Raw genomic sequence first — 17,250 nt, 5'->3', positions numbered from 1 at the left:
CACCTCTATGTTTACAATATTACCTTTATTAATATTATATGCTTACCTAACAAACCTGCTAACACTGGCTATTATAAGCGATTAAAAAGCAATAAGCAATAATTTCTAAATTACCCTAATAGTACTTGTAATTAATTTTTTTAGTATCCTTTTCCAAAAAAGGTATTTACAACTGATATTATATGAACTATAATGAAGTCAATAAATGTTCTGAAAGGAGACTGTTACGATGTCAAATTCAAAATTAAGACTTATAAAAATCAAATCATCAAAATCTACAGTCTGCTGTCAGTAATTAGAGTGTATTATTATGTATAATATATTTTTGATTTAATATGTAAATTTAGACCGCAGACTATATATCTGCGGTTTTCTTATATTATAAAATAGTTTAAGTATGAGCTTTAATTTATTGATTGAGACCTTATGCTTATACTCATTATTTTAGTATATTAGTTCCGCAGATAAACTCTGCGGTTTTTTATTTGCTTATAAATATGCACCACTTCATATTTTTAGGGGGAGTTAGAGATGAGCACTATTTAAGTTTTTTGCCAAGACATCAAATTATAATTAAATATTTTAGGAGGCATACAACAGTTTTAAAACACCTACTAAAAGCAACTAAAATATATTGGAATATTGTTAGTTTTATGTTGTCATAATATGTGTAAAGAGGTGATAGCATGAAGTATTATACAATTGGTCAATTCTCAAAATTAGTAGGAAAAAGTATTCAAACTTTAAGATTGTGGGATAATGAAGGAAAGTTAAAACCACATCATATAACAGAAGGTAGACACCGTTATTATTCTGAACAACAAATTAATCAAGTTTTGCAAGTGCCACTTGTTAAGAGAACTAAAAAAGTAATTGGATATTGTAGAGTATCAAGTAATAAACAAAAAGACGATTTAGCAAGACAAGTTGAAAATGTTAAAACATACATGATTGCTAAAGGGTACTCATTTGATGTTATTACTGATATAGGAAGTGGAATAAATTACGATAAAAAAGGATTAAATCAATTGGTGGATATGATAACCAATTCAGAAGTTGAAAAGATAGTAATTCTATATAAAGACAGGTTGCTGAGATTTGGGTTTGAAATAATAGAAAATCTATGTAATAAGTATGGGACTGATATCGAAATCATAGATAACACTGAAAAAACAGAAGAACAGGAATTAGTTGAGGATTTAATTCAAATTGTTACAGTTTTTAGTTGTAGGTTGTAAGGCAAAAGAGCCAATAAAGCAAAGGAAATGATTAAGGAGCTGTTAGAGAATGATACTGGCGAAGAAAGTTAGAATTATTCCGAATATAGAGCAAGAACAAAAATTATGTCAGTCTGTTGGTACTGCAAGATATATTTATAATTGGACGCTTGCAAGACAAGAAGAAAATCACAAAAATGGTGGCAAGTTTATAAAAGATGGAGATTTAAGAAAAGAATTAACTATTTTAAAGAAATCAGAACTTAACTGGCTTAATGAAGTATCTAATAATGTAGCAAAACAGGCTGTAAAAGATGGTTGTAGTGCTTATAAAAATTTCTTTAAAGGGTTAGCTGATAAACCAAGATTTAAGAGCAGAAGAAAAAGCAAACCTTCATTCTATAATGATACAGATAAACTAAAAGTTAAAGAAAATTTAGTATTAATTGAAAAAGTAGGTTGGATTAAAACAGTAGAGCAAATACCTACAGATATTAAATATATTAATCCAAGAATAAGTTTTGACGGTAAGTTTTGGTATATATCTATAGGCATAGAAAAGAAAGAAACTATATCAGAAAATACAGATATATCAATAGGTGTGGATTTAGGATTAAAAGCTTTAGCAATAGTTTCGAATATAGATAAACCATTTAAAAATATTAACAAAGCTAAAGAAGTGAAAAGACTAAAAAAGAAGTTAAAAAGAAAGCATAAACAAGTTTCAAGAAAATATGAAGATGGAAAAATTCGAATAGGAAAGGAAGGTGAAAACCGTTATAAATTTACTAAAACTAATAATATTAAAAAACTCGAAAGAGAATTAAAACTTATTCAAAGAAGGCTTTCAAATATACGTTTAAATCATATTCATCAAACAACAACTGCAATAGTGAAAACCAAGCCAAGCAGAATAGTTGTTGAAGATTTAAATGTAAAGGGGATGCTTAAAAATAAACACTTATCAAAGGCTATACAAGAACAATGTTTCCATAAGTTTATTAGTATCTTAGAATATAAGAGTAAATTTAATGGCATTGAATTTGTAAAAGCAGATAGGTTTTATCCTTCAAGCAAAACTTGTTCTTGTTGTGGCGCAATAAAGAAAGATTTAAAACTTAAAGACAGAGTTTTTGTTTGTCCATCATGTAATGCTCGGATGGATAGGGACAAAAATGCGTCAATAAATCTTTCAAGGTATAAAAAATCAGCATAATATCACTAACAAGATAGTGCTGATATGTACTGTGCGTTACGCAGGATTTTAAGCCTTTGGAGCAACATATCAAACTGGAGTAGTCTTATGACAAAACAGGTTGCGTTGAATAAGGAATAAATCTCTAAATATTAGATTTTAGTAGATTTTATGTAACGGAAATTATATGATAACTGGAAATATAGATGGAATAAAAAAGCTGATTCTTGAAAGGCTTGAAGCATTATATGAAATTAATATAGAAAGCAGCAGCATTTTATCTTATGAGTTAGCTTGTGAGATGAATGCTATTAGCAAAATGATAAAAAAGGAACTATGTGTTGTAATTAATAGACGTGGGAAAATCACTGATATTTCAATTGGTGATATCAACAGCGCTGAGATACCATATATAGATGGAGCAAGCAAAAAGTTGTGTGGCTATAGAGTGATTCACACTCACCCTACTGGAAATAGCACACTTTCTTCTATGGATACCTCAGCCTTGATGGAATTAAAGTTAGACGCTATGGTTGCCATAGGTGTTAATGAAAATATAGACAATATAACTTTGAATATAGCTCTATGCGACATCTTTGAGAACAACTTAACTTTTAAAGAATATAAGAATTTAACTTTACAGACTGCTCTTCAATTTAACTTTAAGGATAAATTATCTTACGTAGAAAAGATAATTACAAATATACAAAGAACTGACGATGATATTGAAAGAGCAATTCTTGTTGGTACTGATAGTGAAGAAAGCTTAGAGGAACTTTGTGGCCTTGCAGAAGCCTGCAATGTGGTACCAGTGTATAAGATTCTTCAGAAGAAAAATAGAATTAATTCTGCTTTTTATGCTGGTCAAGGTAAGATTCAGGAAATCGCTTATTTGAAACAGATAAAGAATGCAAATGTAGTTATTTTTGATGATGAGTTGTCTGGCTCTCAGGTAAGAAATCTTGAAGAAGCCATAAAGTGTAAGATCATTGACAGAACTACCCTTATCCTAGATATCTTCGCAAGACGTGCTAAAAGCAAAGAAGGCATACTTCAAGTTGAACTTGCTATGCTTAATCATAAGCTTCCAAGACTTAGAAATGCCAATGCTAATCTTGCGAGAATCAAAGGTGGAGTTGGTATGAAAGGTGGGGTCGGTTCAAGAGGTCCTGGAGAAAAGAAGCTTGAAACTGATAGACGTCATATAGAAAGAAGAATAGAAGAAATAAAACTAGAGCTATCAAAAGCTTCCGAACAAAGGTCTATTCAGAAGATAAAGCGTACCAAAAATAATATTAGCAGAGTTGCTATAGTAGGCTATACAAATGCAGGGAAGTCAACTTTAAGAAATAAACTTTGTGATATTTCTGCCTCTAACAAAGCGGATAAAGAAGGAGTTCTAGAAGCAAATATGCTTTTTGCAACCTTAGATACCACAGTAAGAGCTGTAAGCTTAAATGATAATAGAAAGATTGCCTTATCAGATACAGTAGGTTTTATAAGCAAACTTCCTCATGATCTTGTAGAAGCTTTTAAATCCACCTTAGAAGAAGTGTTAGAAGCTGACTTACTTCTGCACGTTATAGATGCTTCCAATATAGAGGTTATAAACCAAGTTAAGTCCGTAAACTTAGTGTTAGAAGAACTTAATGCTAAGGATAAGAATACTATAATTGTTCTAAATAAAGTAGATAAAGCTACTGAGGAAAACTTGCAACAAATTAGGAACTTCTTAAAAGACGAAAAGCTAATAGAAGTAAGTGCAGTAAAGGAAATTAATCTTAATGAATTATTGGACTTTATAGGTAAAGAAATCCCAGTTAAGCTTATGGAAAAAGAATTTATAATTCCTTATCAACAGCAGAAACTAGTTTCAATAATTCATGATAATTCTAAAGTTATCAAAGAGGATTACTTAGAAGAAGGCACTCGTATAAAAGCCTTAGTTCATGATGAAATTTATAAGAGATGCATGGATTTTGAAATATCTTCTTTTGCTTAATATAATAAGCTAATTTCTTGCATAATATATAGTAGACGTATACCTATTTTTACCATTGAAGAGTATGTGAAGGTTATTTATTACTTCACTGCTCTTCTTTTTTTGCTGATCTAACTTTTCCTGAACGTATGTGAAGAAATTATGGCAGGTGAATATGATCTATTTTTTAATGTTTACCATAAATAGCTGTTCTAAAACCCTGATATTGCTAGGTTTAGTCAACAAGAACTTTATACTTTTCTTAACAGAAAATAAGTGACATAAAAGTTTGTAATAAAATCTTTTATGCCACTCACTAACTTTGATTTATTTTATTTAACTAACTATTATATTAGTTAATCTTCATTATATACTAAAATGAAAATGTTTCTGGTTCTGCATTAAAGGCAGAAATAGTAGCTGTTGCCTTTGTAAAGTATAATACTGCAAATATACCATCATCTACGCTGTACATTCTCTTTAATGATGGAACTGCTTCAAGCCCAACTTCTTTTACTTCACGTCTATCATCATGAGCAACTTCACCTGCAACACGTATCCATTGTCCTTTTTTATTCATTCCTGAAATCTCAACCTTAGGATTTTCGATCATTTGCTTAAAGCATTCTTTCTTGTTGTTTGTTACAATATATAGCTTACCTTCATATTCAAAACTGCACCAAAAGGTCTTACTCTTGGTTGATCTCCTTCTGTAGTTGCTAAATAAAATATGCCGCATTCTTTTAAAAACTCTAACGCTTTTTCCATAATTATTGCTCCTCTCCCACTCTTTTATGCTAATATTCATCACATAGAAATCTTACCACTTACAATATAAATATCAAGTACGTTTTTTTGATTATGTAAGGATATATTTTATACTAATGATATAATTATTGAGTTGTGCTCTATTAATAAAGTTAATGCTCTAAAGTAGTTTTAAGGCTATAAAATTATATATCCTTGTATAAAAATGTATTGATTAAAAATTTTTAATTATGCAGTTGTAATTAACTTATAAAGTAGTATAATATATTTATTCACATACTGAGAGGTACTTTTATGAAAGCGGAATTACTAAATACTATCCAAGTATTTTTTATCTTAATATTTTTTATAGGCGTTTTGGCTTATACAATCAATTCCATTAAAAGCTATATAAAAAAGTCGCTGAAGCGAACTTCTTCAGTGAGCTTTTTTTTGCGCATCTGCCTTTCCGAATGTATATGAGGAAAATCTGGCAGGCGACATAATTCTATTTTTTACTGTTTACCCTAAATAGCTATTCTAAATCCTTGATATTTCTAGGTTTAGCCTTTTAAAAAATTTTATATTTTTCTATACAGTAAAAAGAGTTACATACACTTTGGTTAAGAGACTTTATATTAAAGCTCTCGATTACTCAAGGTTTATGATAATAAGCAACTATTTTTCCTTTGAAAAATATGATATTTGGCGCTATTGCGTACACTTTTAATGAAATGATGTTTCTTAATAAAACTTTAAATTTAGGAGGAAAATTATGAACATCATTTCAGATATATTAAACGCATCCCTTAATTATCTTTTTAACATGACAGGAGATCTAGGCATAGCCATTATACTTTTAACATTAACCGTAAGACTATCTTTAGTTCCTTTATCCTTTAAGCAAAAGAAAGGACTTCAAGATCAACAGAAGCTTTCAGAAGGCCTAAAGGATATACAGGAAAAGTATAAAAATAATAAGAAGCAGCTAGAACTGGAAACTCAAAAATATTATCAACAGAATGCTAAAGGAATGCTTGGTTGTCTAACTACCTTCCTTCAGCTACCAATAGTATTTGCTTTATATCAGGTCATATTAAAGCTGCCTATGAATGCTGGAACAGTACTAGTTCCCTGGGTAGCTAGTCTCAAAATGGCAGATAGCTTCTTCGTTATACCGGTATTTTACATGATATCAGTGCTTATGCCAAACATAATACCATACATTCCGTTTTTAAGAATAACAGCTCAGGCTAAAGTAAGCAAAGTAAATATAATAATTTCCAGTCTCATAAGTGCTTTAATAGCCTTCAAGGTTCCTATCGCTATAGGTTTATACTTAATTACAACAAGCTTATTTTCATTTTTAGAAGAAGTTGCCTTTAGATTGTATTCAAGGAGAACTACTGCAACTACTTAATATAAAAATATCCTATTTACTACTTAACAAAAAATCATGCATAAATAGTTAGTTTATAAAATAAGCCCTATTATAAATTTATTTTATAAAACTTCAATCTATATGCATGATTTTTTTAGTATATACGAATGTATTCAAAAAATGTGTGTTTCTACTTACCACCAGCTAGCACACCTATTAATAAACAGATTATAATCATCATAATGGCAGGAATCATCAAATAGAGAAATAGGCGCCTACCCTCTTTACTTGCAAAGTTTATTGTGACTCCTTTACCATTCTTTCTATCTACAGTTCCTCTAGGATCATCAGGATTATAATAAAAAATACCGAACTTGCTATTTTTATGTTTATTGTCTTTTTTATTCTCTTCACTCATATTAATATACCTCCCTATAATATCTCGTCTACTCGCCTGTCAACTGATTTGATTTAATTTATATGTATCCTATATTGATATTTCAAATATATTATTATTGAAATATCCTTTGTTTCAGATTATTTTTTAATTAATTGCTTATGTATGATTTAATTTCAGCCCTTCACTTTAATAACCTATAGATGCAAATTCATCTACATATTTAGAACCTATTTATTATAATAATCAACTTTATTAGGTATGGGCGCTTTCTCCCCTGTTGGCATGTTAAATGGATCATATCCTCCATTTCCGTACCATTCTCTCATTTGTAAATCTTTCCCCATTACAAACCAATTTCTATAAGGATAGAAATAAACATATACATCCAAATATGAATCAACAGTTGCCACCAGTTTTTTATCATTTCTATATACCACATGTTCTGGCTGATGAGAAAAAGCAAAAATAAGTGTAGTAACTATTATAATACCTATAATTAATACTACTCCCAAAAGTCCTTTTAGTGTGTTTGCCCAGTTATGTTTAAATTTCAATCTTCTTATTATTAGAATAAGCAGTGTAATTATTAGAACAGATTTTGTTATGAGTAAAAAATCTCCGATCCATGGTCTAAATGTCATACCAAATAAGAGTAAAACTTTTTGTAATAAATAGTATAAAATGATAGAGCAAATAGATATCCATATGATTAACCTTAAAAACCTGTTCACTTTTATTTTAATCACCTTCCTTGTTAAAGCACCGTAGCATCATCTTCACATTGGTATACTCAGTAGATTTTTAATCCTTATGGTGAAATCAACTAGTTGTTGACATTACATTTAAAAATACCTATTAATGTCTATAACTCCTCATTAAGCAAAACCATATGTATATGATCTTCCCACTTTCCATTGATTTTCAAATATTTATAAGCTAGTCCTTCATCATAGAAACCAAGCTTTTCAAGTACTCTTCTAGACCTTTTATTCTTAGGCATAATATTTGCTTCTATCCTATGAAGTCCAAATTCATTAAACATAATATCAATGCCTTTTTTTAAAGCTTCAGTCATATATCCATTATTAATCTCTTCTCCATCAAGTTTATATCCAAGATAACAGGACCAAAAAGCACCTTTTACAATGCTTGAAAAACCAAAGGTTCCTATAACTTTTTCTTCATCATCCTTTTTAAATATCCACATTCTAAACATATTTTTCTTATTTATATTATCCAGCTCACTTCTTAGTATCTTAGCATGCCTTTCTAAAGTATAAAAACCTTCTCCTTTAGTAGCCTCCCACTCTTCTAAGAAGTCCTTATTTCTTATATAATAATCCAATACAATGTCCGCGTTAGTTTCATCTAACACCTTTAATATAAGTCTTTCGGTCTCGTAGCATCTTTCCATAATGCTCCCCCCATAATGATAATTTTTTTTATTTTTTAATTTGGGCTATTCATATAATTATATACTACTTTTACAAAAAATTGAATTAAATAAAAAAATTCTGGCAGGCGACAATTCTTCTCTTTTTCTCTATTAAGTAATACATCTTTAATCTTCATTGCATATAAATCACATACAACTTTTCTAATCTAATAATAATAGAGAAAAAGAATATTATTAGACTTTATGCTTACTATATAAATATAAATATTTTCGCGCATGCTTTGTAAATAGAAGTATTATATACCATATAAATACATTAATTTTGACATTTCGACAAAAATAATGTAAGCTACAATTAGACAAACATTGTTGTCTAATACAATAATAATATTCGTGTTTAGAGGTGTAACCAATGGAAAATGTTTTTGATTATGAAGATATTCAATTAATACCAGCAAAATGTATAGTAAATAGCAGATCTGAGTGTGATACCACTGTAACTTTAGGTAATCGTAGCTTTAAGTTACCAGTAGTACCTGCCAATATGCAGACTATAATAGATGAAAAGATTTCTGTTTACTTAGCTGAAAATGGTTATTTTTACATAATGCATCGTTTTGAACCAGAAAAAAGATCAGAATTTATTAAGGATATGCAATCTCGCGGATTGTTCGCCTCTATCAGTGTTGGCGTAAAAGACGATGAATATAAATTTGTAGAAGACCTAGCAGCTAAAAACCTTGTACCGGAATATATAACTATAGATATAGCTCATGGACATTCAAATGCAGTTATAGCTATGATTCAACATATAAAGAAGCACTTGCCAGAAAGCTTTGTTATAGCAGGTAATGTAGGAACTCCAGAAGCAGTAAGAGAACTAGAAAATGCTGGAGCAGATGCTACGAAGGTAGGTATAGGACCAGGTAAAGTTTGTATCACAAAGATTAAAACTGGCTTTGGTACTGGTGGCTGGCAGTTAGCAGCATTAAGATGGTGTGCAAAGGCAGCTAGCAAGCCTGTTATAGCTGATGGGGGGATACGTACTCATGGAGATATAGCTAAATCAATAAGATTTGGTGCAACTATGGTTATGATAGGTTCACTTTTCGCAGGTCATGAAGAATCCCCTGGAATAACTATAGAGAAGGACGGAAAGCTATATAAAGAATACTTTGGTTCCGCTTCTGAATATCAAAAAGGTGAAAGAAAAAATGTTGAAGGTAAAAAGATGTTTGTAGAATATAAGGGACCTTTAAAGGATACTTTAATAGAAATGGAACAAGATCTTCAATCTTCAATCTCTTATGCAGGCGGTAACAAACTAGAAGCTATAAGAAATGTAGATTATGTAGTAGTTAAAAACTCCATATTCAATGGAGATAAGGTATATTAATATTCTATATAACTGTATAGAACATTAATATATAATGGAAAAACCTATAAATAAAGGTTTTTCCATTATTTTTTACTGCCTAAAAGTCCATATGAAGGCTAAACTTCCATAAAGTATAATAAAAAAGCTTTCTTTTCCCTAGTGAAGTATGATCTTTCTATTGATTTAACCTAGCAATATCAAAGTTTAGTAGCAGCTATAATAGCTATATTTAGTAAAAACTATACAATCGCAACTCTCTTATAACAAAAATAGCTCCCTGGAGTAATTTTATCATCATCATAATATAGCAATCCAAGTTCATTGAATATAACTTCAATATCATATTCTTGTTGATCCAACAACTTCAGAGCTTTTTCATAGTTATCAAAAGAACCTCCTCCAATTGCCACAGTCATATGAAATATATATTCATCTCCATCAAAATTCGCCTTACACTCACCAAATATTTTTTCTAGTTCTTCATTAAGCCTTTTATGAAGTGACTGAAGTTCTTGTGACTTATCAGCTTCTATTACCATTACTCCTGAAGAGTATCCAAAAACACTACTAGGATAGCATTTGACTTCCTTAAGTATGACCTTTATAGGTTTCAGTGTTTTAACAAATTCATCAAAATAATTCTCTATCTCTTCAAGACTTTCTATATGAAATGGCTGTTTAAGAGATATATGATGTGGAAGCCTTGCCATCTCAAATCCAAGTTTAGACTTTTTATGTGCTTCTAACATTATTCTTCTTCCCATATTCTCTAATTCATTATTTGCCAATAATACAAACGTTGCCTTCATTTTATTTCCCCTTTATCATATAAATAGCTTTTTAATAAAACTTGCACTTTATATTATTCAATTGCTCGTAAAGCTCCAAAGCACTCTTTTATAAGGCTTTAAGTTCTATTTCTTCCTTTAGCCTCAAGACAAAATTCTCTAAATCTAAGACACCTTCATCCCCATTTTTCCTGCTTCTTAAAGCTATGCTGCCTGTACTCTGTTCTTTCTCTCCCAATACAATAATGTAAGGCACTCTTTCATTTCTTGCTTCTCTTATCTTGTAGCCTATCTTTTCTGCTCTATCATCTAACTTAACCCTTATATTATTTTCCTCTAAGCGTTTTACCACTTTGCTTGAATATCCATTAACTTGATCAGATATCGGAAGTACCTTTACTTGAACTGGTGAAAGCCAAGTGGGAAATTTTCCTTCAAGATGCTCTATAAGTATGCCTAAAAATCTCTCAAGACTTCCGAAAACTACTCTATGAATAACAACTGGTTTATGCTTTTCTCCATCGCTACCAACATATTCAAGATCAAACCTCTGAGGAAGTTGAAAATCAAGTTGAATTGTTCCACATTGCCATGTTCTGCCGATACTATCCTCCAAATGAAAGTCTATCTTAGGTCCATAAAAGGCACCATCTCCAGGATTTATCTTAAAAGGCATATTTATTTCTTCTAGTGCACTTTGAAGTGACCTTTCTGCCATCTCCCAATCACTATCTGCGCCCATAGAATCCTCTGGCCTTGTAGATAGTTCTACATGGTACTTGAAACCGAATCTAGCATAGACTTCATCTATCAGTTTTATTACACCTTTTATCTCATCTTTGATTTGCTCTGGAAGCATAAATATATGAGCATCATCCTGAGTAAAGGCTCTTACTCTCATTAAACCATGTAAGGCTCCTGAAAGTTCGTGTCTATGAACTCTTCCAAGCTCTGCTGCTCTTATAGGAAAATCTCTATAAGAATGTGTCTGCATCTTATATACAAGCATTCCTCCTGGACAGTTCATTGGCTTTATTGCATAGTCTTCTTCGTCAATCTTCAATGTGTACATATTTTCCTTATAATGATACCAATGCCCTGATGTCTGCCAAAGCTCTCTGTTTAGTATAAGCGGAGTTTCAATTTCCTCATAACCGTATTTATTATGAACCTCTCTCCAGTATTCAATTAGATTATTTTTCAATATTACCCCATTAGGAAGAAAGAAAGGAAATCCAGGACCTTCATTCATCAAAGCAAATAACTTTAGTTCCTTACCTAGTTTTCTATGATCTCTTTTCTTAGCTTCTTCCAGCATATTTAGATATTTATCTAGCTCGCTCTTCTTCTCAAAGGCTGTTCCATATATTCTTTGGAGCATCTTATTTTTTTCATCACCACGCCAGTAGGCTCCAGCCACAGATAAAAGCTTAAAGGCTTTGACCTTGGAAGTTGAAAGCACATGGGGTCCAGCACATAAGTCAATAAAATCTCCTTGTTTAAAGAAAGTTAATTCTTCTTCAACTGGTAAGTCATTTATAATTTCAACTTTGTAACCTTCTTCCTTTTCCATCATTAACCTTAAAGCTTCTTCTCTTGGCAGTACACTTCTTTCTAGTTTCAAATCCTCTTTAATTATTGCTTTCATTTCCTCTTCTATAGCATTTAGTGAATCTATAGTAAGTGATTCTTCCATATCAAAATCATAATAAAATCCATTTTCTGTAGCTGGTCCAATTGTCAGCTTAGCACCTGGATATAGACGTTTCACTGCTTGTGCCATAATATGTGCTGTGGTATGTCTTAAAGCCCTTCTTCCATCTTCTTCATTTGAATCAACAATTCTTCCATCTTTTAATAATACTTTTAACATGATAATCCTCCTTCTATAAGAATCATATTTATTTTTAAACCACTAATGGTATTTTCATTAGCGAGTTTTTTAACAGTTCTTAGGTAATGCTATATATCATCGATGCTATTTCTCAGCATCGAAGGTAAACAGAAAATTGGTGCTCACTCTTTTTAAGTTTTAATTTACTTTTCCATACTTCTATTATTCTAAATCGAGTAGGAGCTGAATAATTATTTTATTCAGCGTCCTCTCACACCACCGTGCGTACCGGTCTGGTACACGGCGGTTCTTTAAGTTGAATGAATTTTAATATATTGACGCGTTAGGCTTTTTAAGCCTAAGTCCGAGAAGAATTTATTTGTAAGAGTTGTGTTTAAAATTGCACTATTTGCTACTCGCCAGTATCCTTTGCGGGTATTGGCAAACTTTATAGCTTGGTAGTGTTCAAGTCCCAGCTTCTTAAGGTTTTTATATCTAGTTCTAACTTTCTTCCACTGTTTCCATATACACATTCTTAATCTTTTCCTTATCCAAATATCTAAGTGCTCCACTATTCCTTTGCATTTGGCTATTCCATAATAGTTAATCCACCCAACATTAATTAGGTTAAGTTTTCCTACCCTTTGTTCCAAAGTCATCGGTTTTGACCTAGATAGTATCTCTTTAATTTTATCTTTATATCGATTTAATGATTGCTTTGATATAGATGCATATGCTTTTCCATACATTAGGTTCAGTGTGAATCCTAGGAATTTTCTTCTCCAAGGTCTGTCTACTGCACTTTTCTCTCTGTTTACTTTAAGTTTGAGTTTACGTTCAATAAATGCAGTTATGTTCTCCATAACTCTTTTACCTGCTCTCTCACTCTTACCATAGATATTACAGTCGTCCGCATAGCGACAGAATTTATGACCTCTCATTTCTAACTCTTTATCTAGTTCATCTAGCATTATGTTAGATAAGAGTGGACTCAACGGTCCTCCTTGAGGAGTTCCTTCTTCATTTCTGACCACTACACCATTTATCATTATTCCTGACTGAAGGTATTTCCTTATTAGTGATAATACTCTCTTATCCTTAATGCTTCTTGATAATTTATACATTAATATATCATGGTTGACCTTATCAAAGAATTTCTCTAAGTCCATATCAACAACCCACCTATAGCCTTCATTGATATACTGCTCTGCTTTCTTAATTGCATCTTTAGCTCCTCTTTGAGGGCGGAAACCAAAGCTACTTTCAGAAAATCTTCTATCATAAATACTATTTAATTCTTGAGCAATAGCTTGTTGGATAAGTCTATCCAAAACTGTAGGTATACCTAAGAGTCTAGTTCCACCATTAGGTTTTGGTATTTCTACTCTTCTAACTGGCATTGGTCTATACTCACCATTAAGAATATTCTCTCTAATAGATATCCAGTTTGTTTTCAGAAATTGTTTAAGTTCATAAACTGGCATTCCGTCCACGCCGTGGCTACCTTTATTAGATATTACTCTTTTAAGAGCCAAGTTCATATTATCCTTGGATAATATCCTTTCTAGTGAGCCATATTCAAATCCACTGATTTTCTCCTTTGGAGTTGCCGAGAATTCTCTATGCACTCTTTGCTTATCTTCGAGTTCCACTCTATCTTGGGCACTAGAGCCTAAATATTTAGTTTTCTGCAATCTTTGAGTATTCTTCGAAACTTTCAAACTTGAAAACCTCCTTAAAGTTCAGTCCTTCATCCGCTATCGCGATTAGCGGAGTTACTATGACTTCTGCTGACTTCTGATAGTTCAGTTACATATCGCTATGTAGGTTATCGCCCTAGAAATTCATCTTTGTAAGCGATGTATCTATCAGACCTCCCCAGGTAAGAACAACAACCTTCATCTCATATATCTGCTACATTTACTCCTAGAAATTCGGATAGTGTTGGACTTCGTTTTGTTTTGCAAACTCGTCCGTTCCTAGTAAGCCTTATATGTAGTTCGTATCCCTCAGACCGAGACTTTGCCTTAGGCTTCCTTCAGATTCCACCTCACGATGGACACCCTTGCCCTTAGCTAGTGGTTCCCACTACCAAGCCCACAGCGGACTTTCACCGCCAAGTTGTTGCCCATGCTGGGCACACAAAAATAAAACTCGCCCCAAATAAGGGACGAGTTACTCGCGATTCCACCCAAATTATAGTAGTTTACTTTTAGTATAGATCGACTCCTTCATTCAAAACTTGCATTTTCAAAACCAACTCTCTGAAAACAGAGAACTTTTGAAAATAGTTTTAAAATTGAAGTGGTTAATCTTAAAGCAATAACAATTAGAAATCAAGATATACAACATCTAATAAATAATCATCAGTATTGTAATTATAGTTTCTAAAAAGTTAGCTCTTACTACTATCACTCAAAATCATTAACGCAGAATTGCGGAATTGCCTACTTAATTTCAGCAATCAACTCAGAGGTGGTTTTCGATAATGCTTGTTTAAAAGACCTTTCAGCCGGTGAGTCTTTCTCTCTTTTAACAGTAAACTATCTACTCGTCCTCTTCATAGTTTTTAAATATTCTTTTATGTTTAAGATATTATGCTTTTATGACAGCTTAGTATTCATGAGCTTTTGTTGCGCATTTGCCTTTTCTGAACTTATATGAAGAAATTCTGGCAAGCTACATAATTTTTTTTACTGTTTCCCATAAATAGCTGTTATAAGCCTTGAAATTATTAGGTTTAGCTAGTAGAAAATTTTATATTTCCTATGCAATAAAAAAACTCGTCCCAAATAAGGGACGAGTATAATCGCGATTCCACCCAAATTACAGTAGCACAACTTAGCTTAAATTCTGTCTATTTACGCATTATTGCTATTTATAATATGAACTATAAAATACTATTCATAATATTTGCTACTATCACTCAATACTTTTAACGCAAGCATACGGAGCTACCTACTATTAGCATATTAGATGCCAAAGTTCAGCAGTCAACTTAGAGGTGGTTTTCAATAATACTTGTTTAAGAAACCTTTCAGCCAATGAGTTTCTCTCTCTTTTAACAGTAATTTATTTACTAGTCCTCTTCATCGTTTTTGTTATTACCAATTTTAGTACTATAAAATTACTTTGTCAATATATTATTTCAAATTTTAACATTATTATACAACTTTTCTTCAATACTTTTTATCATTTCCTGTAACTCAGTATCGTTTTCGATTCTAGAAAGACACTCCCAATCCTTAAGTAAAATATGACCATCCTTAGATCTTACTGTCCAGTAATTATAATCCTTCGCTGCATATGAATGTATTACCTTATATGTGGATAACTTTCTCATATCATCTAAAAATATCTTCTTTGCTACATCAGTTACATTCTCACTAAACTGTGAATAAGGTAATGGCAATGAATCTTCACAGCCTGGTAGAAATGTTATTATGAAACTTTCTCCTTGTCCACATTTAATATAATCAATAAACTTTGGAGCAGAAGTAATTTCTAATGTATTAATAAACTTCAACTTTTGAACATAAACTTCTGAATATACCTGTAACATATTTTCAATCATATATCCTTTGTAGAAATATTTTAATGAGCTTACCTGAGTGAATCTAGAATCTTCTTCAAGCATCGTTAAAAAACTATAGGAATCATCAAAATCCTTTATATTGCTTATATCATCCATTAGCTTTAATATTTCAACATCTAACATCATAGTTTAAAACTCCTTAAACACAAATCTAACCATAATTATTATATGTATAGTATTAGTATTTGTGACTAAAAATATACTTCACAAAACTCAATAGTTATTCTTTAGTCGGACGATTATAACTACTTTTTTTATAATTTACTGTTAAATAATTTTATATATATACTATCATTTTATTCAAGCTACTTACATTTATATAACTATTCTCTAGCACTAAATATTAATCTATTTTAATTATAATTTTTAAAAAACGAAAATTTTAATAGCTAGAGCAACTCCTAAAACTATTCTATATACACTAAAAGCTTTCATAGGTTTCTTCTGTAGATACGCTATAAACTTTTCTACTACAACTAATGCAACTAAGAAAGCTACTATAAAACCTATAAGAAGTGCTACTAATTCTGTTGTTGTTATTGCTGAGTAGTTAAATTTAAATAATTCTAAACCTGATGCCCCTACCATAACTGGAATTGCTAAAAAGAAGGATAGCTCTGCAGCCACAGGAGTAGCTATGCCAGAAACCCAACCTCCTATTATAGTTGATGCACTTCTAGACATCCCTTGCCATAATGCTAAGCATTGAAATATTCCAATTACTATAGCCTGAATATAAGATATGTCACTTACGTCCTTCTTAAAGTTTGCTTGTTTCTTATTACGATAGCTTTCAGCAATTAATAAAAGAACTCCCCCCACAATGAAACCTACAATTACAGTCTTTGTAGTAAAAAAATTATTTTCAATAAACTTATTAAATTTTAATCCAAAAGTTCCGAAAGGTATTGTGGCAATTAATATAACTACCCAGAAGTTAATAGCTTTTTTATTTAATGAAAATAAATCAATAAGATTTTTCCAAAGCTTTTTCCAATAAAGAACTACAACAGCTAAGATCGCACCTAGTTGAATAACAACTTCAAACATCTTAGTAAAGTCTGTTCCACCAAATCCTATAAGTTCACCTACAAATACCATATGGCCTGTAGAAGATACTGGTAGAAACTCCGTAATACCTTCTACGATAGCAACGATTATAGCTTTTAAAATATAAATAAAATCTAAATTCATCTTTCTCTCCTTCTAATAGATAATTATAGAAATACTATTACTAACGATTTGACGCTAAAAGAATAATTTTATTGATAATAACTAATTATAGACATCTTACCTGGAAAAGATTAATAATAGATGAATTATAAATTACGTCACGGT

At 31.3% G+C, this 17,250-nt stretch carries 12 protein-coding genes, 2 pseudogenes and 1 other annotated feature; of the genes and pseudogenes, 5 read left to right on the top strand and 9 right to left on the bottom strand.

What is annotated here, in order from left to right; genetic code table 11:
* Nucleotides 1-686 precede the first annotated feature (686 nt).
* The 3 genes and pseudogenes from C1I91_RS13265 to hflX all read left to right on the top strand — a co-directional run bounded on the left by C1I91_RS13265 (nt 687) and on the right by hflX (nt 4,414).
* Nucleotides 687-1,310 (top strand): annotated as a pseudogene (locus tag C1I91_RS13265) (IS607 family transposase).
* Nucleotides 1,288-2,433, top strand: a complete 1,146-nt coding sequence (locus C1I91_RS13260) for an RNA-guided endonuclease InsQ/TnpB family protein (protein WP_128213312.1) — start codon at nt 1,288-1,290, stop codon at nt 2,431-2,433. The pseudogene C1I91_RS13265 and the gene C1I91_RS13260 overlap by 23 nt, the downstream one beginning before the upstream one ends.
* A 166-nt stretch (nt 2,434-2,599) precedes the next feature.
* Nucleotides 2,600-4,414 carry a GTPase HflX gene (hflX, locus tag C1I91_RS13255; RefSeq protein ID WP_128213311.1) on the top strand — a complete coding sequence of 605 codons (1,815 nt, stop codon included), beginning with the start codon at nt 2,600-2,602 and terminating at the stop codon, nt 4,412-4,414.
* A 352-nt stretch (nt 4,415-4,766) separates the two neighbouring features.
* Here the strand turns inward: hflX and C1I91_RS13250 are convergent.
* A pseudogene (locus tag C1I91_RS13250) lies at nt 4,767-5,161 on the bottom strand (pyridoxamine 5'-phosphate oxidase family protein).
* Nucleotides 5,162-5,915: 754 nt separating this feature from the next.
* Here C1I91_RS13250 and C1I91_RS13245 point away from each other — a divergent pair.
* The gene (locus C1I91_RS13245; RefSeq protein WP_128213310.1) at nt 5,916-6,560 is read left to right on the top strand and encodes a YidC/Oxa1 family membrane protein insertase; all 645 of its coding nucleotides are present in this window, start codon (nt 5,916-5,918) and stop codon (nt 6,558-6,560) included.
* 151 nt (nt 6,561-6,711) lie between these two features.
* Here the strand turns inward: C1I91_RS13245 and C1I91_RS13240 are convergent, their stop codons facing one another.
* From C1I91_RS13240 to C1I91_RS13230, 3 genes are all read right to left on the bottom strand, one after another.
* Nucleotides 6,712-6,939, bottom strand: a complete 228-nt coding sequence (locus C1I91_RS13240) for a hypothetical protein (RefSeq protein WP_128213309.1) — start codon at nt 6,937-6,939, stop codon at nt 6,712-6,714.
* A gap of 209 nt (nt 6,940-7,148) precedes the next feature.
* Complete coding sequence (locus C1I91_RS13235; protein WP_164880529.1) at nt 7,149-7,475, bottom strand: hypothetical protein; 327 nt, start codon at nt 7,473-7,475, stop codon at nt 7,149-7,151.
* Nucleotides 7,476-7,783: 308 nt separating this feature from the next.
* Nucleotides 7,784-8,335: a GNAT family N-acetyltransferase gene (locus tag C1I91_RS13230; RefSeq protein WP_128213307.1), complete on the bottom strand. Its 552-nt coding sequence runs from the start codon at nt 8,333-8,335 to the stop codon at nt 7,784-7,786.
* Between the two features lie 394 nt (nt 8,336-8,729).
* Here C1I91_RS13230 and guaC point away from each other — a divergent pair, with 394 nt between their 5' ends.
* Entirely contained in the window at nt 8,730-9,713 is a 984-nt protein-coding gene (gene guaC / locus C1I91_RS13225; protein ID WP_128213306.1) for a GMP reductase, read from the top strand.
* Between the two features lie 221 nt (nt 9,714-9,934).
* Here guaC and C1I91_RS13220 read toward each other — a convergent pair whose 3' ends face one another.
* The 5 genes from C1I91_RS13220 to C1I91_RS13195 form a co-directional block, all read right to left on the bottom strand.
* Entirely contained in the window at nt 9,935-10,504 is a 570-nt protein-coding gene (locus C1I91_RS13220) for a 2'-5' RNA ligase family protein (RefSeq protein WP_128213305.1), read from the bottom strand.
* An 88-nt stretch (nt 10,505-10,592) separates the two neighbouring features.
* Nucleotides 10,593-12,356 (bottom strand): threonine--tRNA ligase, encoded by a 1,764-nt coding sequence (thrS, locus tag C1I91_RS13215; protein ID WP_128213304.1) that lies wholly within the window; start codon nt 12,354-12,356, stop codon nt 10,593-10,595.
* Nucleotides 12,357-12,628: 272 nt separating this feature from the next.
* Nucleotides 12,629-14,038: a group II intron reverse transcriptase/maturase gene (ltrA, locus tag C1I91_RS13210; RefSeq protein WP_205694313.1), complete on the bottom strand. Its 1,410-nt coding sequence runs from the start codon at nt 14,036-14,038 to the stop codon at nt 12,629-12,631.
* 1,071 nt (nt 14,039-15,109) lie between these two features.
* Nucleotides 15,110-15,419: a binding site (T-box leader), on the bottom strand.
* A 46-nt stretch (nt 15,420-15,465) separates the two neighbouring features.
* A complete protein-coding gene (locus tag C1I91_RS13200) occupies nt 15,466-16,038 on the bottom strand; it encodes a hypothetical protein (protein ID WP_128213303.1) in 573 nt (190 codons plus the stop codon).
* A gap of 240 nt (nt 16,039-16,278) precedes the next feature.
* The gene (locus C1I91_RS13195) at nt 16,279-17,106 is read right to left on the bottom strand and encodes an undecaprenyl-diphosphate phosphatase (protein ID WP_128213302.1); all 828 of its coding nucleotides are present in this window, start codon (nt 17,104-17,106) and stop codon (nt 16,279-16,281) included.
* Nucleotides 17,107-17,250: the final 144 nt, after the last annotated feature.

It is taken from the genome of Clostridium manihotivorum, assembly GCF_004015185.1.
Taxonomy (GTDB): Bacteria; Bacillota; Clostridia; order Clostridiales; family Clostridiaceae; genus Clostridium_AR; species Clostridium_AR manihotivorum.
This window is presented reverse-complemented; position numbering and strand designations above follow the sequence as displayed.